30 protein-coding genes are annotated in these 26610 nt (G+C 50.1%); 17 read left to right on the top strand and 13 right to left on the bottom strand.

Annotation, left to right across the window (positions count from 1 at the left end):
• The first annotated feature begins 513 nt into the window (after positions 1–513).
• Positions 514–819, top strand: a complete 306-nt coding sequence (locus tag MHH82_RS20660; RefSeq protein WP_009590696.1) for a HesB/YadR/YfhF family protein — start codon at positions 514–516, stop codon at positions 817–819.
• A 46-nt stretch (positions 820–865) separates the two neighbouring features.
• Positions 866–1315, top strand: coding sequence for an NUDIX domain-containing protein (locus MHH82_RS20655; RefSeq protein WP_009590665.1), 450 nt, complete (start codon positions 866–868; stop codon positions 1313–1315).
• 139 nt (positions 1316–1454) lie between these two features.
• Here MHH82_RS20655 and MHH82_RS20650 read toward each other — a convergent pair whose 3' ends face one another.
• Positions 1455–1967, bottom strand: coding sequence for a hypothetical protein (locus MHH82_RS20650; protein ID WP_009590651.1), 513 nt, complete (start codon positions 1965–1967; stop codon positions 1455–1457).
• Between the two features lie 250 nt (positions 1968–2217).
• On the opposite strand from MHH82_RS20650, the gene MHH82_RS20645 reads away from it, so the two are divergent.
• On the top strand, positions 2218–3963 hold the full coding sequence (locus MHH82_RS20645; protein WP_285857329.1) for an ABC transporter ATP-binding protein: 1746 nt from the start codon (positions 2218–2220) through the stop codon (positions 3961–3963).
• Positions 3964–4043: 80 nt separating this feature from the next.
• Here the strand turns inward: MHH82_RS20645 and MHH82_RS20640 are convergent, their stop codons facing one another.
• From MHH82_RS20640 to MHH82_RS20610, 7 genes are all read right to left on the bottom strand, one after another.
• Positions 4044–5336, bottom strand: a complete 1293-nt coding sequence (locus MHH82_RS20640; protein ID WP_251497205.1) for a DUF6080 domain-containing protein — start codon at positions 5334–5336, stop codon at positions 4044–4046.
• A 60-nt stretch (positions 5337–5396) separates the two neighbouring features.
• A complete protein-coding gene (locus tag MHH82_RS20635; protein ID WP_036661597.1) occupies positions 5397–5717 on the bottom strand; it encodes an EamA family transporter in 321 nt (106 codons plus the stop codon).
• Positions 5707–6048, bottom strand: a complete 342-nt coding sequence (locus MHH82_RS20630) for an EamA family transporter (protein WP_145037666.1) — start codon at positions 6046–6048, stop codon at positions 5707–5709. The genes MHH82_RS20635 and MHH82_RS20630 overlap by 11 nt, the downstream gene beginning before the upstream one ends.
• Positions 6036–6668 carry an HAD family hydrolase gene (locus MHH82_RS20625; RefSeq protein WP_340967719.1) on the bottom strand — a complete coding sequence of 211 codons (633 nt, stop codon included), beginning with the start codon at positions 6666–6668 and terminating at the stop codon, positions 6036–6038. Before MHH82_RS20625 ends, MHH82_RS20630 begins: the two co-directional genes overlap by 13 nt.
• Before the next feature lie 29 nt (positions 6669–6697).
• The gene (locus MHH82_RS20620) at positions 6698–7624 is read right to left on the bottom strand and encodes a decaprenyl-phosphate phosphoribosyltransferase (RefSeq protein ID WP_176502425.1); all 927 of its coding nucleotides are present in this window, start codon (positions 7622–7624) and stop codon (positions 6698–6700) included.
• Positions 7625–7825: 201 nt separating this feature from the next.
• Positions 7826–8269 (bottom strand): DUF441 domain-containing protein, encoded by a 444-nt coding sequence (locus MHH82_RS20615; RefSeq protein WP_015736251.1) that lies wholly within the window; start codon positions 8267–8269, stop codon positions 7826–7828.
• A gap of 130 nt (positions 8270–8399) precedes the next feature.
• Complete coding sequence (locus MHH82_RS20610; protein ID WP_340967715.1) at positions 8400–9377, bottom strand: YpdA family putative bacillithiol disulfide reductase; 978 nt, start codon at positions 9375–9377, stop codon at positions 8400–8402.
• Positions 9378–9595: 218 nt separating this feature from the next.
• Between MHH82_RS20610 and MHH82_RS20605 the strand changes: the two genes are divergently transcribed.
• Positions 9596–9901: a DUF2087 domain-containing protein gene (locus MHH82_RS20605; RefSeq protein WP_015736249.1), complete on the top strand. Its 306-nt coding sequence runs from the start codon at positions 9596–9598 to the stop codon at positions 9899–9901.
• Between the two features lie 92 nt (positions 9902–9993).
• Here the strand turns inward: MHH82_RS20605 and MHH82_RS20600 are convergent, their stop codons facing one another.
• The 4 genes from MHH82_RS20600 to MHH82_RS20585 form a co-directional block, all read right to left on the bottom strand.
• Positions 9994–10620, bottom strand: coding sequence for an FMN-dependent NADH-azoreductase (locus tag MHH82_RS20600; RefSeq protein ID WP_009590690.1), 627 nt, complete (start codon positions 10618–10620; stop codon positions 9994–9996).
• A 78-nt stretch (positions 10621–10698) separates the two neighbouring features.
• Positions 10699–11547 carry a DUF4097 family beta strand repeat-containing protein gene (locus tag MHH82_RS20595; RefSeq protein WP_340967711.1) on the bottom strand — a complete coding sequence of 283 codons (849 nt, stop codon included), beginning with the start codon at positions 11545–11547 and terminating at the stop codon, positions 10699–10701.
• Positions 11544–12104 (bottom strand): DUF1700 domain-containing protein, encoded by a 561-nt coding sequence (locus MHH82_RS20590; RefSeq protein WP_340967709.1) that lies wholly within the window; start codon positions 12102–12104, stop codon positions 11544–11546. The genes MHH82_RS20595 and MHH82_RS20590 overlap by 4 nt, the downstream gene beginning before the upstream one ends.
• Positions 12097–12426, bottom strand: coding sequence for a PadR family transcriptional regulator (locus tag MHH82_RS20585; protein ID WP_009590638.1), 330 nt, complete (start codon positions 12424–12426; stop codon positions 12097–12099). Before MHH82_RS20585 ends, MHH82_RS20590 begins: the two co-directional genes overlap by 8 nt.
• Before the next feature lie 267 nt (positions 12427–12693).
• On the opposite strand from MHH82_RS20585, the gene MHH82_RS20580 reads away from it, so the two are divergent.
• On the top strand, positions 12694–12828 hold the full coding sequence (locus MHH82_RS20580; RefSeq protein WP_015736245.1) for a hypothetical protein: 135 nt from the start codon (positions 12694–12696) through the stop codon (positions 12826–12828).
• 36 nt (positions 12829–12864) lie between these two features.
• On the opposite strand, the gene MHH82_RS20575 is transcribed toward MHH82_RS20580, so the two are convergent.
• The gene (locus tag MHH82_RS20575; protein ID WP_006211206.1) at positions 12865–13104 is read right to left on the bottom strand and encodes a hypothetical protein; all 240 of its coding nucleotides are present in this window, start codon (positions 13102–13104) and stop codon (positions 12865–12867) included.
• A gap of 364 nt (positions 13105–13468) precedes the next feature.
• On the opposite strand from MHH82_RS20575, the gene MHH82_RS20570 reads away from it, so the two are divergent.
• The 12 genes from MHH82_RS20570 to MHH82_RS20515 all read left to right on the top strand — a co-directional run bounded on the left by MHH82_RS20570 (position 13469) and on the right by MHH82_RS20515 (position 26548).
• A complete protein-coding gene (locus MHH82_RS20570; RefSeq protein ID WP_009590697.1) occupies positions 13469–13780 on the top strand; it encodes a hypothetical protein in 312 nt (103 codons plus the stop codon).
• A gap of 89 nt (positions 13781–13869) precedes the next feature.
• Positions 13870–17853 (top strand): type VII secretion protein EssC, encoded by a 3984-nt coding sequence (gene essC, locus MHH82_RS20565; protein ID WP_340967706.1) that lies wholly within the window; start codon positions 13870–13872, stop codon positions 17851–17853.
• Positions 17854–17869: 16 nt separating this feature from the next.
• Positions 17870–18676 carry a hypothetical protein gene (locus MHH82_RS20560; protein ID WP_015736243.1) on the top strand — a complete coding sequence of 269 codons (807 nt, stop codon included), beginning with the start codon at positions 17870–17872 and terminating at the stop codon, positions 18674–18676.
• A 27-nt stretch (positions 18677–18703) separates the two neighbouring features.
• Entirely contained in the window at positions 18704–19216 is a 513-nt protein-coding gene (locus MHH82_RS20555) for a WXG100 family type VII secretion target (protein ID WP_015736242.1), read from the top strand.
• A gap of 157 nt (positions 19217–19373) precedes the next feature.
• Positions 19374–19649: a WXG100 family type VII secretion target gene (locus MHH82_RS20550; RefSeq protein WP_006211202.1), complete on the top strand. Its 276-nt coding sequence runs from the start codon at positions 19374–19376 to the stop codon at positions 19647–19649.
• A gap of 189 nt (positions 19650–19838) precedes the next feature.
• Complete coding sequence (locus MHH82_RS20545; protein WP_340967704.1) at positions 19839–21926, top strand: hypothetical protein; 2088 nt, start codon at positions 19839–19841, stop codon at positions 21924–21926.
• Positions 21927–21968: 42 nt separating this feature from the next.
• Positions 21969–22721 (top strand): vWA domain-containing protein, encoded by a 753-nt coding sequence (locus MHH82_RS20540; protein WP_036661656.1) that lies wholly within the window; start codon positions 21969–21971, stop codon positions 22719–22721.
• An 11-nt stretch (positions 22722–22732) separates the two neighbouring features.
• Positions 22733–23575 carry a hypothetical protein gene (locus MHH82_RS20535; RefSeq protein WP_015736240.1) on the top strand — a complete coding sequence of 281 codons (843 nt, stop codon included), beginning with the start codon at positions 22733–22735 and terminating at the stop codon, positions 23573–23575.
• A 184-nt stretch (positions 23576–23759) separates the two neighbouring features.
• Positions 23760–24155 carry a GntR family transcriptional regulator gene (locus tag MHH82_RS20530; protein WP_015736239.1) on the top strand — a complete coding sequence of 132 codons (396 nt, stop codon included), beginning with the start codon at positions 23760–23762 and terminating at the stop codon, positions 24153–24155.
• Positions 24152–25072, top strand: coding sequence for an ABC transporter ATP-binding protein (locus tag MHH82_RS20525; protein ID WP_015736238.1), 921 nt, complete (start codon positions 24152–24154; stop codon positions 25070–25072). The genes MHH82_RS20530 and MHH82_RS20525 overlap by 4 nt, the downstream gene beginning before the upstream one ends.
• Positions 25044–25637 (top strand): ABC-2 transporter permease, encoded by a 594-nt coding sequence (locus MHH82_RS20520; RefSeq protein ID WP_145037678.1) that lies wholly within the window; start codon positions 25044–25046, stop codon positions 25635–25637. The genes MHH82_RS20525 and MHH82_RS20520 overlap by 29 nt, the downstream gene beginning before the upstream one ends.
• A gap of 113 nt (positions 25638–25750) precedes the next feature.
• Entirely contained in the window at positions 25751–26548 is a 798-nt protein-coding gene (locus MHH82_RS20515; protein ID WP_009590728.1) for an SDR family oxidoreductase, read from the top strand.
• Positions 26549–26610 lie beyond the last annotated feature (62 nt).

The raw sequence follows: 26610 nt of genomic DNA, 5'->3' as shown, positions 1-26610 counted from the left end.
ACGGACGATATGCTTCATTAATTTTGAACTTATCATACGCACGGTGATCATGACTTCCGCGCAAAGGTCAGCAGCTTCGTTCTAATTCATTCCGACAACGAACGAACGAGGCTTGATGATGATGAGACAGCACCAGCGGGGAGTCGATCCATATTGAATTGTAGGGAATGATGATCCAGATGATCTTTATCCATCGCAAACAATTTCAGCATGTCACTCACCCTTTCTTCGTCATTTTACATTTTATTCAAATCGATCTCGTATGGACTGAATTTTATCACCATGAACTGGAATGTGTCAAACTTATTTTTTTAGATCACCTCGAGTTATTCTTATAGTGAAGGAAGGCCGGAACCTTATGTCACTATTTAATTATCAAAATGATTTGTATCCTAACGTGCGTATGCGTTATGATAATATTGCAGCTAAATATGGATACCGTCCCTATGATCTCCGGTCTGCCAAAAAGATAGGGATCAACATAAAATAACGTCTAAGGAGGGTGCACGACACATGCAAATTCAAGTCAGCGATCAGGCAGCACGTTGGTACAAGAAGGAACTCGACCTTCAAGCCGGCACGTTCGTTCGCTTCTTTCCACGCTATAGCTCAGGCGGCGGGCTCCATCCCGGCTTTTCGCTCGGTATTTCGGTAGAAGAGCCAAGGGAAGCAGGACTGACGGAGCGTTCGGAAGAGGTAACTTTCTATATGGAAGAGCAGGATCTGTGGTATTTGAAAGGGTATACGCTACGCGTGAAATATGAGGAATCCTTGGATGACATTTCGTATATTTATGAAGAAGAGGGCGCAGTAAATTAACCTGATGAGAGACTGCAGCGCCATCTAGGGAAAGGAGGTTCCCAAGATGAGCGTATATCACCGTGATATTCGCCAGTATATCGGCAAACGTTCGGTGGTCCGTGTGAAAGCGGCGGTGCTTGTGCTGAACGATAACGGAGAGATACTTCTCCTGAAACGTCAGAACAGGGACGAGTGGGGACTCCCGATCGGAAACCTGAAGCCCGGCGAAGCTCTTGAAGACACAGCCTCCAGAGAGCTGTGGGAAGAGAGCGGCCTGACCGCGGACGATATGCGACTCTTGGACCTTGTATCAGGTCCGGAGTATATGAAGAAGCAGCTTGGTGGAGATGAGGTATATTATGTAATCGGCGTTTACGCGGCAACCGGTCTGCACAGCGCCATTCATTTGTCCCCGAATACGGAAGTATCTCTTAAATATTTTGATTTCCAGGCATTGCCCGCTATGGATGCGATCACGATCCGCTTGCTCGATAAGATAAAAAAGAAGAGCTGAGGCTCGTTCGTGGAGGCAGATGTGCATGCTTTAAATTCCCCGCACGGGGAATTTTTTTCGGTCAACATGAGGAGTCCCTGCCCCATTCAAACCGGGGAAGGGACTCCTTTTGCCTTGTGTATGCATGTACACAGGAGCCTTACGGCTGCCCGGATAACGGGACCTCCAGTGCAAAGTCAAAATCGTCGATATCATAGACCTGTACGGGAAGAGCGCTTTCAACGATGCGCTGAATCAACTCGTATTGATCCGTCAATATGGGAGCCTCCGCTTTTTGGGAAGCCAGCAGCAGTTCGGTCTCAATAGGATCGAAGGACTCTCCGTACGGTGCGGTGTCCATGGTGTTCATGACCGAGACCCGAGTGGTTTCGCTAACGGGAATGGTCGGGCTTTTGGACCAGGGAACCTGGAGGGCCCGCTCGATTTTCTTTTTGTTCAGCGGCTCTTCGAAATATGATATCAATTCGCCGATCTTTATTTTGACGTGCTGGTCATCAGCACTGCTATTCATGAGATGTTCCTCCGTGGTATGAAGCTCATATAATTCCAAAATCGTGGTGTATGGAATGATGTATTCGACGGGTTTGGGTGGTACTAACAGCTGACCGTAAATGGCCAGCATGACCGCTTCCGTCACGAAAATTCTGGTCATGACTAAATCCTCCTGCAGACATGATACATTTCATGAGTTTAGAACTAATAAAGCATTGAAGCTCTCAAATGTCAACTGCTCTTCGTCTGTCACAAGATGGATGTCCCTTGAGAAAAACCTCCATCGATGTACCTTTACTGAAGGCAGACAGTGTTTAGAAGGGCGTTTTTCTTGCGATTATCGAAGGAGTTCACCTTCGCAGAAAACTTTGTGCATTCTATAATCTGAAGAAAGGGGCTGTGATTCACCTTTGAAGTCATGGAAAATCTATTATCCGTTCGTTAAGCCGTATATGAAGTGGATCATTCTCACCCTCATCATCGGCATGATCAAATTCGCGATCCCGTTATTGCTGCCCATGATCATGAAATATGTCGTGGATGATCTGCTGATCAATCAGCAGATGAGCATCGAGCAGAAAATCCAGGATCTGATGTGGATTCTCGGGGGGACGCTGGTGCTGTTTGTCATCGTTCGCGGTCCGGTGGAATACTTGCGGCAGTATTTTGCGCAGTTCATTACGAGCCGTATTTTGTTTGACATGCGTAACCGGCTGTATGCGCATCTGCAGCGGTTGTCCCTCCGTTACTACCAGAATACCAAGGTAGGCGAGGCGATATCGCGTTTTATCAATGATGTGGAGCAATCGAAAAACCTGGTGGAAGTCGGCATGATGAACATCTGGCTGGATATGTTCACATTGCTGTTCGTATTAGTGGTCATGCTCTTCATGAATCCCGTTTTGACGCTGGTTGCCATCTCGATTCTGCCTCTCTACGGACTAGCGGTGAACTTACTCTATAAACGGCTTAAGCGTTTGACCAAAGACCGGTCGCAGGCTCTCGCGGGCATTCAGGCATACCTGCATGAGCGGATTCAAGGGATCTCGGTCATCCGAAGCTTTACCCTGGAGCGTTATGATCAGAAGAAATTCGAAGGCATCAACGGAAATTTCCTGAATAAAGCGATGGCCCAGACGCGCTGGAATGCGCTGACTTTCTCGGTGATTAACACGCTGACCGATATTGCGCCTATTTTGGTTATCGGGTACGGGGGCTACCGGGTGATCCAGGGAGATCTGACATTAGGTACGTTTGTTGCCTTCTTCGGTTATCTCGACAGATTGTATGCGCCCCTTCGCCGCCTGATTAACTCTTCAACGGTGCTGACGCAGGCCTCAGCGTCCCTGGAGCGGGTCAAGGAGCTCATGGACGAGCCGTATGACATCGTGGACCGTCCGAATGCCAAAACGCTTAAGACCGCGGGACAGATCGAATTCGACCGTGTCTCCTTCAAATACAATGACGATGCGGGATGGGTGCTTCAAGATATTAACCTGACCATTCGGCAGGGACAGACGATTGCGTTCGTCGGCATGAGCGGCGGCGGCAAATCGTCCCTGATCGGACTGATTCCGAGATTCTACGATGTGCAGCAGGGCGCGGTGAAAATTAACGGCCACGATGTCAGGGATTTGACGCTGGACAGCCTGCGCGGATCGGTGGGCATGGTCCTGCAGGACAACTTCCTGTTTAGCGGCACCGTCCGAGAAAATATTCTGTTCGGCAATCCGGAGGCGGATGAAGCCGCGATCGTCGCCGCTGCCCAAGCCGCCAATGCCCATGACTTCATTACCCAGCTGCCGCAAGGCTATGACACGGAAGTAGGCGAACGCGGCGTCAAGCTGTCGGGAGGTCAGAAGCAAAGACTGGCGATCGCCCGCGTCTTTCTCAAGGATCCGGACATTCTGGTGCTGGATGAGGCGACTTCGGCGCTGGATTTGGAGTCCGAGCATTTGATCCAGCAGGCGCTGCAATCCCTAGCGAGCAACCGCACCACATTGATCGTCGCCCATCGTCTTTCGACCATAACGCACGCCGATCAAATCGTTGTGCTGGAGAATGGAAGAATTACGGAGCAGGGCACGCACGGCGAGCTGATGACTCTGGATGGAAGCTATGCCAGACTGTACAACGTGCAGCATTTGGAGACTTAATTACACGAAAGACCCGTCCTTCTTAGGCATGGTATTCGGCCATGCTTCAGGGGACGGGTCTTTTGATTTTTTTTACAGTCTTATTTCTCGATATGTTTGAACACCGTGTCATAGGTCGTCTGAATATAGTCCAGCGACTGACCGTGCAGCACGATATTGTTGACGAGCGTGATGAGCAGGAATAGCGCCATGATGCCGGTGAGGACTTGTTGAAGCCGAAGGCTCTTCGTCTTGGCAATGAACAGCGCAGCAAGCACGAACAGCGCAAACAGATAATGTCCTGCGTAGAGGTAGAGATCGTAAGCATATGTGGCCAATCCGAACCCTACGATGATGTGCAGCAGAATGGCAAACAGAATATAGATGGAAAATGCCCAGGTATCCCGGGAACGGATGCCCTTGATGAAGGACAGAACAGCCAGGAGCAGTACCCCGATCCCGACGATATGGACATGGATCGGATACGGTTTGGCCAGATCTGTCACGAACGCTGCGATTCCCGGATCGATCATGGCAAGCTCAGGCGACAGGATCGGGCTTACAAACAGCATGTAGAAGACCCGGGAATGATGCTCCCATGAGAAGGGAGAAACATAGCTGAGCGCACCATTCTGCACGCTTGAAAACACGTTCGCGATCCATGACTTACCGGAGAACAGCAAGTGCTGAAGCAGGGTGACGATCACCACCATTCCCAGAAAAATCAGCATAATGATGATAAACCTTTTGAAAGTATCCATTCGGCGTCGATCGAACAGGCTGATCAGCAGCGCTCCAGCGAACGTTGCCACATTCGTGGACGTGATCCCGAAATTAATCAGGGCCAGGGAGGCATTAGGCATGACGGCATACCGGTCCTCCAACCGGCTGTAGTGCAAATAAGCGGCCGACAAAATGATCATGAATTGGGCATACGCGTATGAATCCGGAATGAATGCCGTGAACAGCGAATATGAGCTGATACCGAAGAAAGCCGCCGTTACGAAGGACAGCAGCCAGCCGGCTCCGCTTCGTCGAACGATGTAATAAACCAAGGCTGCACTAAAGGCGTTCAAGACGGATTGAATCAGAAGATAAGGGAGGTTGGAGCTCCCGATCATCGTTGTTAGCGGACTCGTCAGGAAATTAATGAACGGATGGATGATCGAAATATTTTCCGGTCCATACTCCATCGAAGGGTCGAAGTTAAATAGATTCAGCGTAAAGGGCGCACCGTAGAAGGGGCTGTGAGGAATCAATTCGGCTGCGTGATCCTTGATATATGTCACGAAAGGAAGGTTCATGAACACATACCATAAGGCAAGGCAGACGCTTAGCCCGACCGCCGTGTAATTATCTTTTCTATTTCCAAATAAATAACTGAAAAAAGTCATGTTTTTCGTTCCACCAATCTATCCGTGATATGTATTGAGATTCGGCCTGGCGGCATTCGTTTACCAGATCAGCAGCAGCAATCCGGATATGATAAAGGCAACGCCGGCGATTTTTCGAATGCCGATGGTTTCCTTGAACACCAGTTTGGCAAACAGCAGCGCCCACAGGAACGTAAGGGCATTGGCCGGCATCACCAGCGTATATGGTAGTTTTCCAAGCAAATAAATGTTTAACAAGGCTCCCAAACCGTAGCTAAGAAAACCGATCAGCAGCAGCTTGATTTGTTTACCCGCAGTATATCCTTTGAAGAATACGCTGCCCAGCGAGCCCAGCAAGGTCATTAGGAGCAGAAGCAAGTACAGCGGCACGTCACTTTTCATAGGAGGTTAATGTCACCCCGATTCCAAGCAGGGCCACGGCGGCCAGCTTTTTCAAGGTTAACGGCTCATCCAGAAAGAAATCCCCATAAAACAAAGCCACGATATAGCTGATGCACATCAGGGGATAAGCAACGGACAGCTTCTCCAGGGAAAACGATTTGATCATGAGGATGGCTCCCAGGCCGTAACACACAAATCCGATTCCCATATACACCAAATTGGCGTGTCCCCATTTCCAGAACAGCTGGCCGGTCGCCGTCAAAAAAGCCGATAAGACCATAAACAGCTTGCCTAGGTGGCGCGGGGCGCTCTGCGCTTTTACTTGTTCCATGTTAATCCCTCGCATCCATGGGCGGACTTTTGATTGATCAAATATTTGTGCTTAACAAGCCGAAACATCGGCAGGTCGGATAAGGAATCGGAGTACGCGCAGGAAGAGTCGTAATCAATGGCCAGCCGCTGCTCGCTTAAGTATTCCTGAATCCGGTTCACTTTCTCCTCCCCCTTGCAGTTGTTTCCTTCAATCATCGACGTGAAACGCCCATCCCGAACGGATAATTTCGTGGCAATGACCGCGTCGACGCAGGGCAGCTCCGCAAAATATCTCATGTAAGCGTCGGGGGACGCGGTTACGAGCAGGACATGATAGCCCTCGCTTTTCTTCAGCTGCATTTCCTTCAGCGCATCCGGGAAGATGGCAGGCTTCAATTCCGTTTCGTAAAAATGCTTCAGGTCGGCGTCATCCATATGGCGCATCGCATGAAAATAAGCGCTTTTTGCCTTTTCGGCTTCCAGGAGACGGAGCTTGTAGAGCACGGTATGCAGCACGACTTTCAGGATGACCGGTGTCGTGGCCGGGTGTTTTCGTATGCCGTACTTCAAAAATCGAAACATGGAGTCCGTATGGATGACCGTTTTGTCGATGTCAAAAATAGCGAATTTCTGATTCATGAAATTTCCCTCAATTGCCGTTTTTTTAATTACTCAAAATAGATCAATATACCGATAACGCTGATGACATAGAGGATCACGGTGACCAGGATGTGCGAGTCCTCCAGGAGCACCCGGTCCGGGGCTCCGCCCTTTTTCTCGATATGAATCAGATAAAGATACCGAAACATCCCGTAGATGACGAGCGGAATGGTCCACATAAGATGAACGGTCCTGCCGGACGTAAAGGTAAAGAGCGAATAACTGATGATGGTTGCCGTTGTGACGATGCTGCTCATCTGGTCGAGCAGATCAAACGAGTATTGATCAAGCACCTTGCGGTGAGAGCCCTTGTCATGCTGCAGCAGATGAAGCTCATGCCGTCTCTTGCCGATCGCCAGGAAGAGCGATAGCAGCATGGTACATAAAAGGAACCAGGGCGTGAACGGGACGTGAATGACGAGCCCGCCTGCGATCGCGCGCAGCACAAACCCGGCCGCGATAATCATGATGTCGATGATGACAACATGTTTCAGCCTGAAGGAATAAGCCACGTTCATGGCAAAATAGAGCAGCAGTAATGCGGTAAACAGCGGATTGAGCAGATAAGAGACGGCCAGCGAAGCGATCAGCAGCAGTATGCCGAACACGACGGCCAGCTTAGGCGGGAGTGCTCCCGAGGCCATGGGCCGGTATTTCTTCACCGGATGGTTGCGATCCGCTTCGCGATCGGCATAATCGTTCACAATGTAGACGCAGCCCGAAACGAAGGACAGCAGGAAGAAACCGATCAAGGTTTCAACAAGCGACCCCGGATTTACCGTTTCAAACGAGAAGAGGGGGGCTGCAAATATTAACAAATTTTTGGTCCATTGCTTCGGCCTTAGCTGCCTGAAGAGCAGCATGGGAAGCTGCTTTAACGGGGCAGCGGCCGATTCGGTATTCGTTGAAGACAATTGTGTTACCTCCTGATACATCCTAATTCTTAGGGGAATACGGGAAAAGCCGTTAAAATACGATAGCTATCATACCATAAAATAGACTATATATGGTAACGGCCCGTCCGGCATGGTACTTAATAGAACAAATAAACCTCCCTTAAGGTTCATGAAACCGGCAGGGAGGTTTTTGGCCTTTATCCTATTTACCTATATAAATAACAGTTGTTCCGTGAGAATTCACGATTTGCCGATAAGTAAGGACAGCAGGCCGGCGGCAATAAGCGGGCCAACGGGCACGCCGCGGAATAGGGCTACCCCGAGCACGGTGCCGACGAGCAGGCCGGCGACTACCGTAGGGTTGCTGCCCATCAGCGTGGCTCCGCGTCCGCCCAGATATGCGACAAGCATGCCGACGGCGATGGCCAGAAGCGACTTCCAATTCAGGAAGGATTCACCGATCGTTTGGAGACTCATTTTGCCGCTCGCCAGCGGAGACATCACGCCAATGGTGAGAATTATGATGCCGAGGGTCAGCCCGTATTTCTCAAGCCATGGGAAGGCTTGCTGGAAGCCGGTGACGCGGATGAGCAGCAATGCCAGCATGGCTATGGTCACGGCGGAATTGCTGCTGATAATGCCCAGGCCCGCCATTGCCAGCAGAATGAGCGAGGTTACGTCCAATGGAGATCACTCCTTATGATTTAGATATCAGAAAGTATGAATTACCGATGAGCAAGCCTTCCTGATATCGCAATAAACATCAATTACACGCGGGTTGTCTTCCCGGAATGTAAGCTTTGGAAGACGTTGGTTACACCTTTGTGCCCAGATGCTCCGCGATCAATCGGCCGTGCAGCCTGCCGGTTTCAATGAACACCTCATTGGCATTGCGGCCGGACGCAATTACGCCGGCGACGTACAGTCCCGGAACATTGGTCTCCATCGTATCCGGATTATAGATTGGTTTCTCCATATCTTCGTCGAGCTGAACGCCGGAAGAGGCGAGCAGTTTGCGATCAGGACGGAACCCGGTCAATGCCAATACAAAGTCGTTTTCGATGATCGATTCCTGTCCCTGATTCGAAAGCACGGTAATGGAGGACTCCGCGATTTGAACGACGCGGGAGTTCAGATGAAGCTGGATATGCCCTTTTTGAACCATGCTGTCGAACAGGGGCCGAACCCAAGGTTTGATGTTCTGCGAGACTTCCTCGCCCCGATAGACCATCGTAACCTCGGCCCCGACACGGATCAGCTCCATGGCCGCGTCCACCGCGGAATTGCTGCCGCCGATGATCGCCGTTTTCATGCCGGCATAAGGATGGGCTTCCCGGAAATAATGGGTTACTTTCTCCAAGTCTTCACCAGGAATGCCAATATAATTCGGATGATCAAAATAACCCGTAGCAATGACTACGTGTTTGGCTTGTCGAAGGGTCTCTTCACCGCCGCGTCGCCGCGTCTTTACTTGAAAGCTGCCGTCAGGCTGCTTGGCAATGGTGAGAGCTTCTTCGTATGGGGAAATATTCAGGTTAAAATGTTTGGCGACCCGGCGATAATAGGCCAGGGCCTCGTGCCGGTACGGTTTATCGTTCGATATGGCGAACGGAACTTCTCCGATTTCAAGCATTTCAGCCGTACTGAAAAACTGCATATGGGTCGGATAGAGATAAATGGAATGGACTACGTTGTGTTTATCAATGATCTCGCAGCTGAGGCCCTGGCGGCCGCACTCAATGGCAGCTGCTAGACCGCATGGGCCTGCGCCGATAATTAAGACGTCGAGCATGATGAACCTCCTTATGTATTAACCTTACGCTATCTATCAGCATTATAATCCTACAGCAATTATCGCGATAAATCCAGAATGCAGGCTATCGCACTCCCGCCCGAGCGGGCCTGATGCAGAAAGAGATTGACAAACAATTGTAATTTAATTAATATCTAATTAGATAAGCGTTAAATTAGAAATTCGTTAAATTGTTTGTCGAAAAGGAGGAGTCCAGCATGGAACAGACTGCCCGAGAAGCTTACAAAGCATCCGTTCTTCGCAGTTTTATTGCTAAGGACGGATCCTTGCGGTCCATCCCGGCACAGTATAAAAAGAAGCTTGTCATTATGGAATTTTTGGTGGAGCAGTTGGAGACGGGGAGGGAATATCCGGAAAAGGACATCAATGCGTTTATCAAGCGCTATCACGAGGATTATGCGACGATTCGGCGAGAATTTATCAATCATCGATATATGAGCCGGGATCAGGAAATCTATATTCTTAACCCGCGCGAGGAATGGACGCAGTGGGATGCGCTTTAAACGAAAGCAAAACAAAAAAGCTGCCTTCACTGATTTGGTCAGTGAAGGCAGCTTTTGCGAAGTGCTATATGAATGAATACGTATAAGTTCAATTAAAATCCGGCAGCGGCCTTTTTAACAAGCTCAAGACCGTTCTGAACGATCATTTCCGCTTCGTCAGGGAACTGGTTGTGGCCTTCGATGATGAGGGTTTCGATATCCTGCACGCCCCATTGACGAAGATTGCCCATAACGAAGTTGACAGCCATCTCTGCTGCAGCCATAGGACCTTCGGAATAGTTGCCGCCGCGTGCATTCAGGATGACGACTTTTTTGCCGGTCACGAGACCTACCACGCCTTGCGGTGTATATTTAAACGTTTTGCCTGCTTGGTTCAGGTAATCGATGTAGGTATGAAGAACGGCAGGGACGGTCATGTTCCACAGTGGGAAAGCCAGCACGATTTTGTCTGCGGCAAGGAACTGGTCAAGATATTTGCTGACATTGGCAGCAGCCGCTTGCTCTTCAGGAGTAGCTTCCAAACCCTTGGCGGCTTTGAACATACCGTTGATGGCTGTTCCGTCGTAATATGGAAGATTCTCTGCGAACAGGTCAAGCTCCGTGATTTGATCTTCCGGATGGCTTGCTTTGAAGGATTCCAGAAACTCATGGTACATTTTTACGCTGACCGATTGCTCGATCGCTCTGTTGTTTGCTTTGATGAATAGTACATTCGACATGTATGAAGACTCTCCTTGTTGTATAGTTTACTTTATAAATTATAGTATATTTCATTTCTATGGTTTGTCAACAATGCCTTAGTGTACGATATCGATATTACCGGAGTAGGTTTCCACTTGGATGGTATCGGTTGTTTCCTTAAATGACTCCGGCGCCGATATCGATCCGGTGAGCGACTTAAGGTCATAGAAACCGCGGAATGAAGGGTCAGGCTGCACTTTCACGTTGCCTGATCTGCACAGGATATTCACCGACGAAACGCCGAGCAATCCTACGTTTACATTGCCGGAAGTGACCTCGATGTCCACGGGGCCTTCCATATCTTTCAATTCGACGTTTCCTGAATGATTGACGAGTTGAGTGGAGGCCTGAATGTCGGAGCCGCGAATACTGCCCGAAATGTTCTCTACGTTCAACTGGTCAGCTACGATTCCGTTCATGTTGATGTTGCCTGACTTTACGGAAATGGCAATCGACTTGGACGAAGCTCCGCTTACCTGGATGTTATTGGATAACGTTGATAAATCGAGCTCCTCGAGTAATGTGCTTGAAGGAAGGACAATGGTTATTTTCCCTTTCGGCGAATGAAAGTCCACGCTCATAAACTGAAACGAATCAGACGTAGTCAGATCCAAATCGATTTCTTGACCTGCAGGCTTAAAAGCTTCAAGGATATCGACATGCTCCGGCTTTAATTTGCCGTCAAAAGCGATATACCCGTTATCATCGCCGCTGTCCTCAAAAGCGAAACTGACATTCATATTGCTGGTGATTGTTAATTTCTTCAAATTTACGGCATCCTGCAGATCCCATCGGTTCTGGTAGCTGACCAGTTCTTCCCCGAATTTAAACTTGTTCGCAGCCATGCCGATGATTCCTACCAATATAAGTGCGATTGCTAAGCTGAACAACCATTTTCTGTTCACTGTGCGTCACGACCCTTCAACAAACGTGTATTCCATCTGGAGTACCTCAAGGTTAACGATAACAATCCAACCATGGCCAAGCGTGTGGCATATCCAAGGAAGATGCCGATTCCGATCAAGGAGATCGATAAGAATAATTTAGCCGGATAAAACGTTCCATTCAGGATGTAATCGAGCAGAACGAGCACCGGGCTCAGCAAGGTTGCCAGGGCTCCCAGAGCGATGGCGACGCCACCGGACCATAATGCCGCAAGGAACGGGACGGTCACTAATGCACAGAAGAACAAACCGGTTCCCACCGCATATTTGCCTATGGCAGACGGCCTTCTGACCGCCGCGGGAGCAGGCGATTCCATATCCACGTACCGGTCGCCTAACGCTTCCTTCGCCATTTCAAAAGGATCTCCCAACTCCCGGGCAATCTCCTCTTCGGAACGCCCATTCTGCATGCCGATGACAAAATGGGACTCTACATCCTGAATGAATTCCCGGCGTTCACCCGGAGGAAGCGCGGCAAGGCGAGATTCCAAAATCGAAATAAACTGTTTTTTAGTCATACAAATTTCCTTCCTCTATCAAATTGGTCACGTTGCTTACAAATGCTTGCCATTCCTTCACCATAGATCGCATATAAATCACTCCGCTGTCCGTCAGCTTATAATATTTACGGGGGGGACCCTCGCTCGATTCCTGGAGGTAGGTGGTGCAGTAGCCTTCATTAACAAGCCTGCGAAGGAGAGGGTACAGGGCGCCTTCGGCTACTTCGATATGCCGGGAGACGGCTTGAGCCAGCTCGTAGCCATATTGGTCCTTGCGATGGATCAGCACAAGCACGCAGAGTTCAAGAACGCCTTTTTTGAATTGAATACTGACATTCATACGGCGAGACCTCCTTTCGTAAGTCCATGTTCATGCTGTTATCACGAGGTAGTAATTAATATTCAGTAGTGATCTACAATAAGATATCACTTAGTACTGAATAATGCAAGGTACTGATCATAAAATGGGTAAGCATCAAAAAACGTCGAACCGTGAGAAGCTTTGTATAAGGGCGGAAGTCTCGTTTAATCTTGAAAAGGCACGGTTAATAGAAGTTATCAGAACATAGGGTCGTTTTTCCAAGACAAGAATGGAGGGATGAACAGTATGTCCATCGATCGGTTTATATTAAAAAAGCTGAATAATTGCCAGGAGATCACAACGCGGAGAAATCTCGTGAAATTGTTCCAGATCCGAATTCAGCGGGCGCAGATAGCCGAGGATCGTTATTACGGGTTATAATGGAGACAAACAAAAAAAAGGGCTACCCCTCTTTTATTAAAAGAGAGATAGCGCAAGAGAGTCGTTTTCGCTTTTGCTGTGTAGAATTGCCTCGGATCCCTCGATTTCAATGCTGATGAGGGAGTTGAGGCATTTTTGCAGCGCCTTTTTGCCGGTTTGGATTTTATGGTCAAGCGCGCTGGTTAGCAGTTTCAATACCTTTTGAACCGGCTGCTTGCTATCCGTAGTAAAATAAACGGGAACCGGCTTGTTTTGGAACATGATCAGTGTTTTCATATCAATCACCTCACGAAAGTTTTTTCATGATATTTGCATTATAAATTGCCAATCTTAAAATAACCTTAAATTCATAGAATTAATCAGCATCATTTTTATGAGCGTGACATTTTTGTGAACGACGGGATTTTACCGTCGAAAAACCCGGATTTCCCCTATAATCAATACATAAATAGTTCCTCGGAACCAACAAATCCGCATCGGAAATAGGAAATAGGAAATATGACACAAATTGACAGAACAGACCCTGGAATGATATAGTTACAATAATGTAACTATTTTTTGCAACTATTGAAATAGGTGATTGGGCTTTCAATATGGAATAAACATAGGATTACCATTTTGAGGAAGGCAGGTTGACCAGATGATACTCACCGTGATCAGCGGTCGAAACGAAGATGATTGGTTTGATATCGACGTACCCGATGAATGCTCTATTGAACGGTTGAACGAGCTGCTGGGATTACGTCTTTTTCGCGAACCCTCGAGTGAAGGGATTCAATATATATTAGAAGCGAAATTCCCGGAAGGCTTGTGGTTTACGGTAGGCGGCCACTCTAACCTGGTTGAAGCGGGATTGAGGGAAGGCTCCTACGTTCGGTTGCAGCGCGCATTCTCGACAACCACCGATGAAGCTCCTGTCTATGGCAGAAGATCGTTGTTTCAAGAGAGTTGAAATTGGGTAAGTAACCCATTGGTTTTAACTGAAACAGCAAAATACATAATTGTACATTTCAGATGCTTTGGATTAGGAGGAAGTGACATATGAACGTGTTGTACCAACGTTCGCCGCGCATTAGACCGGCTTTACCGAATGAAGACTTGGAAATTCTGAGACCCCCGTCCGAGCCAAGCAAGCCGTCGTTTTCCATGATTGCCATCATCATTCCGATTATTATGACGGCGGTGACGATCGGTTTCTATGTCTATATGAACGTGAGCGGTAAGATGGGGAATTCCAATTTCATGATGTTTCAGATGATTTCCATCTTTATGATGCTGACATCCTACACGCTGCCGTTCTTCATGTATTTAAGCAACAAGAAGACCTATCAGAAGAACCTGGCCGAACGCAATCAGAAGTACCGGGCTCAGCTTGATGTGCATCGGGAAGAACTGAAGGAGCGGCAGGAGGATCAGGTCCATATTCTGTTTGACATCCATGGGGATCCGGACGTCTGTTACAACGTTGTGAAGAACCGGAGCAGCAGCTTATGGGAACGTTCCCCGGAAGATAAGGATTTTTTGGAGATTTGCGTGGGCAAGGGGGAAGTTCCGTTTCACATTAACGTGAAGCCTCCCCGTGCGGACGGGTATGATAAGGACCCGTTAATCGAAGCGGCCGAATTGCTGTCATCCGAGTTCCAGACGGTCGACGATGCCTCGATTGCACTGCCGTTATTCGAATCCAAGGTCATCGGGATCGTCGGCGGAAGAGAACGCGTATTAAACATGCTTCGCGTCATGATGGCCCAAACCGCCGTCAGGCACTCGCCTGACGAAGTGAAAATCGCCGCCTTCTACGAGGAGAGGGAAGCGAGCGAATGGCAGTGGCTGCGCTGGCTGCCCCATACCTGGGATGATGACCGTTCCAGCCGCTATCTTGCGGACCGACGGAGCAATGCGCATCAGCTTGCTGATGAAATATTTACCCATTTATACCGGCGTAAAAACAATCGCTCCGAACATGGAAAAAAATCGATTGAGACGCCGGCTTACGTCGTGATCCTATCCGCAGCCCAATTGATTGAGGAAGAACCTCTGCTGCCTCTGTTGATGGAAGATGCCGATGCGGCTGACGCCGTCACCATCATCTTGTCCGACCGGAAAGAAAGCTTGCCGATGCACTGCCAGCTTATCGTCGAAGTCGATCGGGAGCAGGCGGCGTACACGATTAAGAAACCGGACGGCACCGTCTCCAGGCAATCCTTCCAATCCCATCATATCAGCAGGGAACAGGTCGAAGCATTGGCCCGGTATATGGCGCCGATTCGGCTGAAACGGTCTTCTGCATCCGATATTCCTAGCGTTTTGGCACTATTCGAGATGATGGATATTCAGAAAATCAACGATTTGGATGTATATAAACGCTGGCAGCAGAACCGATATCCGGATTCATTGCCCGTTCCCATGGGTGTGCGAGCGGGCGGAAAGAAGATTAATTTGAATCTTCATGATAAAATAGAGCGTCAAGGTCATGGTCCGCATGGCCTGATCGCGGGAACGACCGGTTCCGGGAAAAGCGAGGTTATCCAATCCATCGTGGCTTCCCTGGCATCGGAGTTTCACCCTCATGATCTGGCATTCATGCTAATCGACTATAAGGGCGGCGGCATGTCCAATACGTTTGTGAACCTTCCGCACGTCGTGGGCACCATAACGAATTTGGACAATAATCTGATCGAGCGGGCGAAGGTGTCGCTCAAAGCCGAATTGGTCCGCCGCCAGAAAATATTGAACGATGCGGGAAACCTGCAGCACATTGACGAGTATTACAAGCTGCTGCGCAATCGCCATGGCGAGCCGCTCCCGCATCTCGTCATTATCATTGATGAATTTGCACAGCTGAAGAAAGATCAGCCGGAATTTATGGATGAATTGATCAGCATCGCCGCAATCGGGCGAACGCTGGGTGTCCATTTGATCTTGGCGACCCAGAAGCCGGCAGGCGTCGTGGACGATAAAATTTGGAGTAACTCGCGCTTCCGCATCTGTCTTCGGGTACAAAGCGAAGGCGACAGCCGCGACATGCTGAAGATTCCGAATGCAGCCTGGATCAACAAGCCCGGACGAGGCTACTTCCAGGTGGGCAGCGATGAAGTATTTGAAGAAATGCAATTTGCTTGGAGCGGCGCTCCTTACATTGAAGAGAAGGATACGCCTGGCGCTGTTTCCATCCGCGAGGTCCGGATCAACGGGAAGACGGAACCGCTGCTTGCGTCGACTCCATCCCTGGGTGCGCATCTGGAAGTGCCCAAACAGCTGCAGGTGTTTATCGACCATGTAGCGGAAGTGGCTAAGGCGCAAGGAATCGAACGGCTGCAGGGCCCTTGGCTTCCGCCGCTTCCGGAGAGTCTGGATTTAGAGACAGTACAATCCGGCATCGAGCAGCCGGTTACGTTCGGCGATTCGGCTCTCGTATCCTATGTCGGAATGGTTGACGATTTGCCTAACCAATGCCAGAAGCCGCTCGTGCTCAACCTGGAGCAGGGCCACTGGGCCGTATATGGGATGCCAGGGCTCGGAAAGACGACCTTTATTCAAACGATGCTCATGTCGTTGGCGAGTCGATATACCCCGGACTTTTGGCATGGATATATCGTGGATATGGGCCGAATGATGCGGGACTTTGCAGGACTGCCCCATATCGGAGGAGTCATGACAGCAGAGGAAGATGATCGGATCAAGCGCCTGTTCCGTTTTCTTGCGAAAACGGCCGCTATACGCAAAGACATGGTCGCCGAGGCTGGCGTGAAGACCGTTGCTTCCTACCGCCGTGGCAGTACGGTGACGGTTCCGCAGCTGGTCGTGGTTATTGACGGTTATCTGAACTTTAGGAATTCCTATCCGGACGAGAATGATATGCTGGAATACCTGCTGCGGGAAGGCGGCAGTCTGGGCATCACGTTTATCATCACGGCGAACCGGATTTCGGATATGTTCGAGAAGGTCCGGAGCAATATCTCGCAAGCGGTATCGTACGAGCTTGCCGATCCCGCCGACTATTATTACGCGGTGGGTCGTCCCACGAGAGCCCCGAGCCAGCTTCCGCCAGGAAGAGGGCTGGTCAAAGGCCAGGTGCCTCCGCTTGAATTCCAGACGGCACTTCCGGCTCCCGGCCAGGAGGAGGGGGACCGTTCGGCAGCCCTTCGCGACAAGATTCGGGTACACCATGAATCATGGCATGGCGAGGAAGCCCCGCGGATCGAATCGCTGCCGGACAAGATTCCGCTCCATCAGCTGCTTAAGGTGCAAAAGCCTTATGAAGCGGCCGCAACGGTGAAGTATCAGGTGCCCGTCGGGGTGGCTACGGATGATCTGACTCCTTTTGCGATCAATCTCGAAGATGGGCCGCATTTTATCGTGGCCAGTCCGATGGAAGGCGGTAAGACGTCATTCCTTCTTAGCTGGATGCTTTCGCTCGCATATCATACTTCTCCGGATGAGCTGGAGATCTATACGGTGGATACGCGCTATGGAAGCAGCGGCCTGAGCCGGATGAACCATCTCCCGCATGTCCGCGGCCACGCGGAGAATGAGGAGGATCTGGGGCCGCTTATTACGAGCCTTTATGAACGGGTACAGACCCGGTCGAAGGAGAGCGAGGACCCGGCCATCCTGCTTATGATTGATGACGCCGACGTTCTCAGCAAGCAGCTTTCGGATTTCACCTTGAAGGACCAGCTGTCGGCCATCGTCAGACAGGGAAGGGACCGCAGGGTTCATGTCGTCATTGCCGGCGTGCCGGCGGATTTCCCGACGTATGGCGTCGACTGGTTTACCGATATCAAAGCTGCTCAAAACGGATTTTTATTCGGGACCTTGGATTCCAACGATTTATCGTTCTTCCGGATTCCTTTTTCCGAATCTTCTAATAGTCCTGGAGGACTAAAAATACTTCCGCCGGGACAAGGGTACTACGTAAAACGTAAATTTTCCAGAATAAAAGGCGCAGTTCCGTTCGATGAGGAATGGAACGCCCAAAGATGGGTCACAGAAATTCGCGACCGATGGCATGTTGTAGTTTGAGGGGAGGTGGCTCATAATGTTGACAATTCATGCTTCCAAACAAGAAACGATCACGCTGAATGACAAGGAATTTTTCTTCTTGGCTGGAATTATCGGATCGGACCGATTACTTGGTGTTGAAGATCCTTTTGTAGGATATTTAACGGAAGAAATCGCGGTTGAGTGGGAGAAAACCAAACAATCGCTCCTAAGCAAGCAATATTTGATTCAAGAGGAAGGCGGGGAATTGTCGATTCCACCCGAAGTCTTCTCACGAGTGGCTATTGCCGGTCTTGCGGAACGTGCGTGCTGGTTGAAATATGAAAATCAGGATTCGGCGTTTGAAGGATATTTGCATGTTACTGACGAACGGGTAATACAAGTATGCAGAAGCGATGAAGACAACCGGTGTTACATGCTTAGCGAACTCGGTACCATCGAACAAACCTGCGATCAACTGGTGCAGGATCTGGCCCTCAGCGACCAAAACTGGGGAGATATTCCGGCACTGTTGCTTAGCCGGAAGGAATTCGGCGATATCTATACCTCGGTTACCGAGCATAATTGCGACGATATCGGCGATCGTTTGGCCAGATTGACGGACGATGCGGAGGGTTCAATCGCTTTGGCGAAATGCATGAAGAACAAGGTATCTTCGGGGGAACTCCAGCTGTCGATTTGGAACGGAATCAGCTGGGAAAGTCAAAATGCAGCATTTATAGTGAACGAGTCCATGAATTGGCTGCTGCGTATGAGCCTGGAGGGAGACCAGGACTGGCTAACCGCAGCGCCAGCGACCAAAGAGCAGTTTCGTCATATGTTACTCATGTGGCTGAAACAGTAACAGAGCCTGTATGAAAGGTGAGGACCAATGCGTATTTCTGTCGAGCCGGAGTCTCTCCGGACGTTAAGCCGTCAGCTGCAGCATAGTGGCGATGAATATTTAGCGATAACGAGAACGCTCAACCAAGCCATGGAATCCCTTGTTTGGGAGACGTCTCTCAAAGCGGCGGTTATTGATGAATGGCAGTCTGCCCGGAGTCTTGGAGAGCATCTGGGAGCTCTTCTTGCTCAGCTGGGCAAGCATCTTCAAAGCAAAGCCGATCAATTTCAAGAAACGGATCATCAATACCATACGATTTTGGAGCATGCTATCGTAAGCACCGTATCACCGACGGCTCTGTTCGCCGCTTCCGGGATGGATGGGCGCTCGTCCATACTTCCGGAATATGGTAACTCCGGCACGGTTATATCGAACCCGAGTTCGGCAGCCGCAGCCGTGGGCATGACCAGCGGAGACAACGGGGGAGCGGCTAAACAGGCCGCATTAGCCGGGCAGAGCTGGACCTTTACCGATCCGTCTTCGTTTGGGATTGCCAACTAAATCCCTATTCCATTTGGGAAATTCGGGATGGAAAATGTTTCAAATTGGGACGTATAGGGTAACTCGAAATTAGGTCTGAGGACATTTTGATAAACCGAGTCTTCTGGGCTAAGATGTCAAGTGTCACCAGAAAACGAATTTCAAGGAGGTTACATAAATGGCAGGACGTATTTTAATTACGCCAGAACAAGTGGAGCAAGTAGCGAACCAATTTAAACAGAGCGGTGATCAAAGTCAGCAAATCGTTAACAGCCTGACGCAATCGATCAACGGAATGGAAGGTCAATGGGATGGTATGACGAAGCAGCGCTTCTTCCAGGAATTCCAGGAAGCAAGCCGCTTGATGAACTCCTTCGTACAAACGCTTGACAGCATCAGCAATGAGCTGAAGGCGATCGCTCAGAAATTCCGTATGGCTGACGAATCCCGTTAATATCATTCGGAGACTTTTGCTTTCTGATGCATTATAATAGTTTAATAGGCAAAATAAACCGGGTGGTAGGTAACCCGGTTTTCTTGCAATTTTGGATATTTAGAATGTAGTTAATCGTGAATCAATCGCGGTTCAATCGGTTAATAGAGTTATATAGCAAGGTAATGGAGTTAAGAGAGGGTGAAGTTCATGACATTTCAGCCAAACCCGGGCGATGGGATCGTTGTTAATGGAACGGCTTATACGGTAGGACAGCATCCGGCGGCACCGGGCGTAGCTTATGCCCAGGCTGGGAGGCAAGGGATCGTCTACCAGCTGATCCCCGTGAATGGGGAGCTGCATGAAGCCAAAGCACTTAAAGTGTTTTTTCCTAAGTTCAGAATTCCGGCTATGGTTTATCAATCCGAGCATATGGGGAATTATCGCGAGATACCGGGTTTGCAGGTAAGCAGTCGAGAGGTGCTCACTCCCGAAAGAAACGGAGATTTGATAGCGGAATATCCGGATTTGCTCTACGCGGTCATCATGCCATGGATTCATGGATGTACTTGGTTTGACGTTATAAGCGATCAGCGTAATCTGGGACGTTCCGAAAGCCTGATGCTGGCCAAGGCTTTGGCAGCCATCGGCTCAAGCATGGAGCAGCGCGGATTGGCGCATTGCGATCTGTCTGCGCCTAATGTCATGCTTCCGTTTTTTTCGGAAGTGAAGCTGCCGGAAGGCGCTGCCGCCGTGGAGCTTGTCGATGTGGAGCAGATGTACAGTCCAAAAATGGACCGTCCCGACGTTTTGCTCGCCGGCTCGCCGGGATATGCGGCGCATCGAACGGTGCACAGCGGTTTATGGAGTGCGTATGCCGATCGTTTTGCAGGGGCCGTCATCATTGCCGAGATGCTGGGGTGGAGCGATCCGGCTATCGTGAATCGGGCATGGGGCGAAAGCTATTTTGATCAGCATGAAATGCAGACTCCATGCGAACGTTATTTTTTGCTTAAAAAATCGCTGGGTCAGCGTTGGGGCACACGGATTTCGGATCTGTTCGGCAGAGCTTGGGACAGTCAGGATTTGAGCAGCTGCCCTACCTTTGGCGAGTGGCTTATCGCTTTATCCTCGGTAAGTGAGGAAGAAGTGGTGGAAGAAGCTCCGGCTGCCGCCGCCACTGCCGCTGCGGCTGCCCAGGATGACGATTCGGATGAATCCGGATCTGAACGTTCCCGGGAGGTGCCTGCTGACATCATGGCATCGCTTGGAATCGAGCCGGGCACGCGAGAGGTTAACGACAATGTAGTAGGACGCTTGTTTCATCAGGCACGCGATTTGGAGAAGGCAGGCAATCTTTCCGGAGCATTGGAGATATTCCGTTCGGCGTATCACTTCGTAAAGAAGGACAGTCCGCTTGAAGTGGAGCTTGCCGCCGCCATACAGGGGCTGGAGGAACAACTGCGTCCCGCTGAAGAATCATCCAACAAAGGGATTAAAGCTTTGTTGTCATCCCGCAAATTCATGCTTTCTACCGCTGCGGCCATCGTGATCTTAGCGGGCTCCGCGATTACGGTGAATCAGATATTGGCTGAGAAGGCCGAAAGCCGCCAGATGGATGCCCAGCGTTTAGCGGAGCAGCAGGCCCAGGAGAAAGAAGAGGCTGCGCGCAAGCAGGAGGAAGAAGCGCGGAAGCAGCAGGAAGAGGCTGCAAAGAAGGAAGCTGAGGCCAAAAAAGCCGAAGAGGAACGCCTGAAGGCGGAAGAGGCGAAGAAGGCCGAGGAAGCCGAGTTGGCGCGCAAGGAGCAGGAGAAATCCGAGCTTCAGGCAAAGTATGAGAAGCAGGCGAAGTATGAAGCTTATCTGGCATCGCTTGAGGAGAAAAAGAAAAAGCAGGCGCTGCAGGAGAAATATGATAATCAGGCAAAATACGAGGCGTATTTAGCCCAGCTGGAAGAGAAGAAGAAAAGGCAGGCTCAGGAAGAGGCAGCGGCTAAGGCAGCGGCCAAGGCGGAGGCGGAACGACAGGCTCGAGCGCGGGCCGCTCAGCAAGCGCAAGCCGCACAGCTTCAGAAGCAGCGGTCCCAAAACGTTGTCGAACTGGTTGCCTTGTATAACAAGGCGTATAATGCGCAGGTGGCCGGGAACAAGGACCGCGCGAAGAATGCCGCGCGTGAATTCATAGCGCTATATAACAAGGACAAATCCTATTACAAGACGGTTGGCAAAATGAGCAGCCGCCTTAACAATCTGCAGCAATTCATCAGTGACGACAGCCACTGGATACCTAAACTGTAAAGAAGTAAACATGACAAATTGCAGGGGTGAATGTTATTCACGATGAACTATACCATTCAAGCATCACAGCGCACGCCAGCGCTCATTATATATCTGATTGATATCAGCGCGTCCATGAATATGCTGATGGAGGATCGCAGAAGGATTGATGTTGTTTACGAAGCATTATCCTTAGCCATTCGGCAAATGGTGTTTCGTTCCACCAAGGGGAACCGGCTGACGCCGAGGTACCGGATCGCCATCCTTGCATACAGCGACGACGTATATGATTTGTTAAACGGGATCAAGGGCATTGACGAAATTGCGGCGATCGGCTCGCTTCCGGATTTGACGCCGAAGCGTTTCTCCGATTCGGCCAAAGCGTTTCTTCAGGCCGAGAAAATTCTGCAATCGGAGATTCCCAACATGCAGGATTGCCCTGCGCCGCTCGTATGCCATATGACGGATGGCGTGGCCACGGGAGAGGACCCGGAACCGATTGCCCGCCGTATCATGAATATGAGCGTTCCGGACGGAAACGTACTGGTGGAGAATATTTTCATCTCCGACCATCTGATGAACCAGCCGATCTCCGAACCACGCCGCTGGAAGGGGATATTGGCTGATACGCAGCTTGAGGATGAACACGCGCGCAAACTCAAGATGATGTCTTCCGTTCTTCCCGAAAGCTATCGAGAAATGCTGGTTGAGGCGGATTATCAGCTGAGTCCGGGGGCCTTGATGATGCTCCCTGGCACATGCTCCGAGCTGGTGTCCATCGGGTTCCAGATGTCAGCCGCCACGCCGGTAAGGTAAGAGGTCACAGCATGAAGCGATCATACGCTAGAAGCATGGAAACGTTGGGGATTCGCAAGCGGAAGGCTCAAGCAGCGTCGTTTTATTACGAGAGCAAGCAGACCGGGGAAGAGCCGCTTACGAAGATTAGGGATTTGTTCACATGTCGTTATGCGTATGGCAGAGCGGCGGAATCCGTCATGCTCTCCGAGACGGGCCAGGATTTCATTGCATTGAAAATGGATGAAGAGGTCTGCCATTTTGTATTGTGTGACGGCGTCGGCTTGAGTTATCGAGGCGATGTGGCTTCGCGCCTGCTCGGTCAGGGCTTGATGAACTGGCTGGATACGGTTGAAGATCCCACGTCCTCATCGCTGGAGCGCAAGCTGAAGGAACTAACGCATGAAGCAGATCGGGAAATGCGCACGCACTCGCTGAGCTCCGAAACCCCCAAGCTTCTGCGTGAAGTGCTGGAGGAGAAGCAGCGCAAGGGAAGCGAAGCCATGTACATATGCGGACGCATCGAGCGGTCATCGGGTTTTCGTCGAAAAGGAAGGCTGTGGCTTGCCTGGCAGGGAGACTCCAGGGTACGATTATGGCGTCAGCAGGACGAGATTACTTCAATATTCGGAGACCGCTTCCGAACGGCCGAACGCTGGTCTTCCCGCACCGGACCGATCGGAGGCAGTCCTCACGTGTTTACGTGCAAGCTGGAACCGGAGACCGGTTATCGCCTTCAATTATACAGCGACGGGCTTACGGATCTGGACCCGATGAAGGAGCCGATTCCCGATGAGCAAGTGCAAGTATTAATGAATGCCCGCCATACAGGCGGCCTGGAAGATGATGCTTCCTTTCTGGAGATCGTATGGTAATACAGAAATGACCGATTATTTCGCGAGCCGGACCCATGAGGTCCGGCTTTTTTTACTTGGATTCGAAGATAAACGGAATTGACGCGGCATTATTTAATGTGTATATTGTATATATACAATAAATACTTTATATACACATCATTAACATACAAAACCCTAATATCAGGCACAGAAAAGGCGGTGAATGATTATTGCGATGATTCAGATTATTCTATCCCATTCCGGCGGCGAGCCGATTTACTTGCAAATTGAAAGACAGATCCGGCAGAGCATCATGCGCGGAGAGATGAAGCCGGGAGAGCCGCTTCCTTCCATCCGGCAGCTAGCCAAGGATTTGGGAATCAGCGTTATTACGACGAAGAGGGCATACAGCGAGCTGGAAGCCGTGGGCTTGATCGAGTCGATGGTGGGCAGAGGCTCCTTCGTATCGGGAGGCAATCAGGATATGATTCGGGAGCAGCGCCTGCGCCTGATCGAGGATAAAATCAGGGACATTCTCGAGGAATGCCGGAGCATTCCTATAGAGACCGAGGAATTGATTGAGATGATCCATACAATAAACAAGGAGGAATCCGAATGAAGCATGTGGACGGAATAGAGGATCAGGATCAACCTGCAATGCAAATCAACCATCTGAGCAAGAAATATCCATCGTTTGCGCTGAATGACATTTCGCTTCTTATCCCTAAGGGATACATTACCGGATTGATCGGCCCCAACGGAGCCGGCAAGAGCACGCTCATCCGTTCCATCATGGGGATGGTTGTTCCGGATTCAGGCCAAATCGTCGTGAATGGCCGGCGGCTTCGCTCGGACGATGCAAGTTATAAGGAAGAGATCGGTTTTGTTTCGGACGAGAATATTTTTTATGAGTATTTAACGCTGAATCAAATTATCCGCATGACGTCCCCTTTTTATAAGCGTTGGAACAGCACCAGAATGGATCAGCTGATGCGGATGTTCGAGCTTCCCGGCAGAAAGAAACTAAAGGATTGCTCGAAAGGCATGAAAATGAAGTTTTCCATTGCGATGGCCATGGCCCATGAACCGCGAATATTGATTTTGGATGAGCCGACAGCGGGTCTTGATCCGGTATTTCGCAGAGAGCTGCTGCAATTGCTGAGCGATTTTATACAGGATGAGACCCGTACCATCCTGTTCTCGACGCATAATACGGATGATCTGGATCGAATCGCGGATTACATCACCTTTATTCACCGGGGTCGCATCGTGTTCAGTGAAGGCAAGGATGAAATTATCGACAAATATGTCATTGTCAAAGGCAGCAGCGACCTATTGGACCCGGATGTCCGCAAGCAGTTTACCGGCCTCAAGGAAACGCCATACGGGTTCGAGGCTCTCTCGGCAAACCGGGAATCCGCGCACAAGCTGTTCGGAGACAGCGTGTTATACGAGCGGCCTGCCCTGGAGGATATTATGTATTACACTTCGAAAGGAGACGCTGTTCATGAGTCATATCGTTCCCCTCATTCATAAGGATTGGATGGTCATCCGTAAGTATGCTTGGCTCTTTGCGATCTGGCTGGCGTTGTTTTCGTTTGGCAATGCCGTCGGCATCTTAGGTTATATGGTGGCCGGGATGATGATCATCGTCATATCGAATACCGATTTGCATCCTTTCCATAAATATTCCATGAGCTTGCCGATACGTCGCCGGGACATTGTGTTGAGCAAGTATGTCTCTTCCCTCTTGTTTATGTTGATCGGGTTATTAGCGGGTTTCCTGATCCAAGTCGCTTATATCTGGTTAGGCGGGGATGGAGAAAGCGCTGTTCTTTATCAAAATATAGTGTCCGGCATTTCCTTGATCCTGTTTATAGCCGTGTACTATCCTCTCTATTATTGGCTGGGGCCCAAGGGCGGACAAACGCTGAAGCTAGTGCTGGTAGCGGTGTTGTTCGCGATTACGATGGCTATCAATACGCTGTGGTCGGATGGCCTGCAAACGGATTATCTTTGGTATGGACTCGGCATATCCTGCCTGGTGGTTTTCGCTTCATATCAGCTCTCAGCCTATATCTTTTCGCGAACGGACCTGTAAGTCCAACCGGATCTTGCAAAAAATTAGAAATCATGATTATAAAACAACTCCTTTTGGGTAATCTTGTGACAGATGAACGCATAACGGATAACGACAAAAGGAGCGTGTTGGACATGAATGAAGGACACGGACGTTTTCATGGGAGAACGGCGATCATTACCGGTGCCGGATCAGGCATCGGGAAGGCGGCTGCCATTCAGCTGGCAAAGGAAGGCGCGAATGTGGCCTTATTCGATCTGTTGGATGACCGGACCCATCAAGCGGAATCGGAGATCAACTCCATTCGCGAAGGGGCGGCCAGAGCATTCGACGTGGATACAACCGATCCCGACCGGGTGGAAAAGGCAGTCCTTGAAACGGTTGAGATATTTGGCGGCGTCGATATTGTATTTGCCAATGCAGGGATCAACGGCGTCATGACGCCGATCGATGAAATGAAGCTGGAGGAATGGGCCAAGACGCTGAACGTAAATTTGAACGGGACGTTCCTGACGGTCAAATATGCAATTCCGCATCTCAAGAAGAGGGGGCAGGGCAGCATCATCATTACGAGCTCCGTCAATGGCACTCGAACCTTCTCCAACTTTGGCATGAGCGCCTACAGCACAACCAAAGCGGGACAGGTCGCTTTTGCGAAGATGGCTGCGCTGGAGCTGGCTCAATTCAAGATCAGAGTCAACGTGATTTGTCCCGGCGCGATATCCACCAACATCGACCAAAGCACGAAGAAGCAAGGGGATTTGGAGGAAATCGTGATACCGGTTGAATATCCGGAAGGAAGTCAGCCGCTGGCAGACGGACCGGGGACGCCGGAAGAGGTCGCCGATTTGGTGGCGTTCCTCGCTTCCGACCAGTCGAGACATATTACAGGGGCGCAGATCTTCATAGATGGAGCGGAATCGCTGTTGTAATGTTGAAATGTTGTAAGGGATCGGATGTACCTGCGTGTGATCCCCTACATTTAGAACTTGGA

The organism is Bacillus sp. FSL K6-6540 (assembly GCF_038007545.1).
This window is presented reverse-complemented; position numbering and strand designations above follow the sequence as displayed.

Excerpts from the sequence above, each read along its gene's own strand:
- MHH82_RS20660 (WP_009590696.1), top strand. The coding sequence starts at position 514 with ATGCAAATTCAAGTCAGCGATCAGGCAGCACGTTGGTACAAGAAGGAA.
- MHH82_RS20655 (WP_009590665.1), top strand. The coding sequence starts at position 866 with ATGAGCGTATATCACCGTGATATTCGCCAGTATATCGGCAAACGTTCG.
- MHH82_RS20650 (WP_009590651.1), bottom strand. The coding sequence starts at position 1,967 with ATGACCAGAATTTTCGTGACGGAAGCGGTCATGCTGGCCATTTACGGT.
- MHH82_RS20640 (WP_251497205.1), bottom strand. The coding sequence starts at position 5,336 with ATGACTTTTTTCAGTTATTTATTTGGAAATAGAAAAGATAATTACACG.
- MHH82_RS20635 (WP_036661597.1), bottom strand. The coding sequence starts at position 5,717 with ATGAAAAGTGACGTGCCGCTGTACTTGCTTCTGCTCCTAATGACCTTG.
- MHH82_RS20630 (WP_145037666.1), bottom strand. The coding sequence starts at position 6,048 with ATGGAACAAGTAAAAGCGCAGAGCGCCCCGCGCCACCTAGGCAAGCTG.
- MHH82_RS20625 (WP_340967719.1), bottom strand. The coding sequence starts at position 6,668 with ATGAATCAGAAATTCGCTATTTTTGACATCGACAAAACGGTCATCCAT.
- MHH82_RS20620 (WP_176502425.1), bottom strand. The coding sequence starts at position 7,624 with ATGTATCAGGAGGTAACACAATTGTCTTCAACGAATACCGAATCGGCC.
- MHH82_RS20610 (WP_340967715.1), bottom strand. The coding sequence starts at position 9,377 with ATGCTCGACGTCTTAATTATCGGCGCAGGCCCATGCGGTCTAGCAGCT.
- MHH82_RS20605 (WP_015736249.1), top strand. The coding sequence starts at position 9,596 with ATGGAACAGACTGCCCGAGAAGCTTACAAAGCATCCGTTCTTCGCAGT.
- MHH82_RS20600 (WP_009590690.1), bottom strand. The coding sequence starts at position 10,620 with ATGTCGAATGTACTATTCATCAAAGCAAACAACAGAGCGATCGAGCAA.
- MHH82_RS20590 (WP_340967709.1), bottom strand. The coding sequence starts at position 12,104 with ATGACTAAAAAACAGTTTATTTCGATTTTGGAATCTCGCCTTGCCGCG.
- MHH82_RS20585 (WP_009590638.1), bottom strand. The coding sequence starts at position 12,426 with ATGAATGTCAGTATTCAATTCAAAAAAGGCGTTCTTGAACTCTGCGTG.
- MHH82_RS20580 (WP_015736245.1), top strand. The coding sequence starts at position 12,694 with ATGTCCATCGATCGGTTTATATTAAAAAAGCTGAATAATTGCCAGGAG.
- MHH82_RS20575 (WP_006211206.1), bottom strand. The coding sequence starts at position 13,104 with ATGAAAACACTGATCATGTTCCAAAACAAGCCGGTTCCCGTTTATTTT.
- MHH82_RS20570 (WP_009590697.1), top strand. The coding sequence starts at position 13,469 with ATGATACTCACCGTGATCAGCGGTCGAAACGAAGATGATTGGTTTGAT.
- essC (WP_340967706.1), top strand. The coding sequence starts at position 13,870 with ATGAACGTGTTGTACCAACGTTCGCCGCGCATTAGACCGGCTTTACCG.
- MHH82_RS20560 (WP_015736243.1), top strand. The coding sequence starts at position 17,870 with ATGTTGACAATTCATGCTTCCAAACAAGAAACGATCACGCTGAATGAC.
- MHH82_RS20555 (WP_015736242.1), top strand. The coding sequence starts at position 18,704 with ATGCGTATTTCTGTCGAGCCGGAGTCTCTCCGGACGTTAAGCCGTCAG.
- MHH82_RS20550 (WP_006211202.1), top strand. The coding sequence starts at position 19,374 with ATGGCAGGACGTATTTTAATTACGCCAGAACAAGTGGAGCAAGTAGCG.
- MHH82_RS20545 (WP_340967704.1), top strand. The coding sequence starts at position 19,839 with ATGACATTTCAGCCAAACCCGGGCGATGGGATCGTTGTTAATGGAACG.
- MHH82_RS20540 (WP_036661656.1), top strand. The coding sequence starts at position 21,969 with ATGAACTATACCATTCAAGCATCACAGCGCACGCCAGCGCTCATTATA.
- MHH82_RS20535 (WP_015736240.1), top strand. The coding sequence starts at position 22,733 with ATGAAGCGATCATACGCTAGAAGCATGGAAACGTTGGGGATTCGCAAG.
- MHH82_RS20530 (WP_015736239.1), top strand. The coding sequence starts at position 23,760 with ATGATTATTGCGATGATTCAGATTATTCTATCCCATTCCGGCGGCGAG.
- MHH82_RS20525 (WP_015736238.1), top strand. The coding sequence starts at position 24,152 with ATGAAGCATGTGGACGGAATAGAGGATCAGGATCAACCTGCAATGCAA.
- MHH82_RS20520 (WP_145037678.1), top strand. The coding sequence starts at position 25,044 with ATGAGTCATATCGTTCCCCTCATTCATAAGGATTGGATGGTCATCCGT.
- MHH82_RS20515 (WP_009590728.1), top strand. The coding sequence starts at position 25,751 with ATGAATGAAGGACACGGACGTTTTCATGGGAGAACGGCGATCATTACC.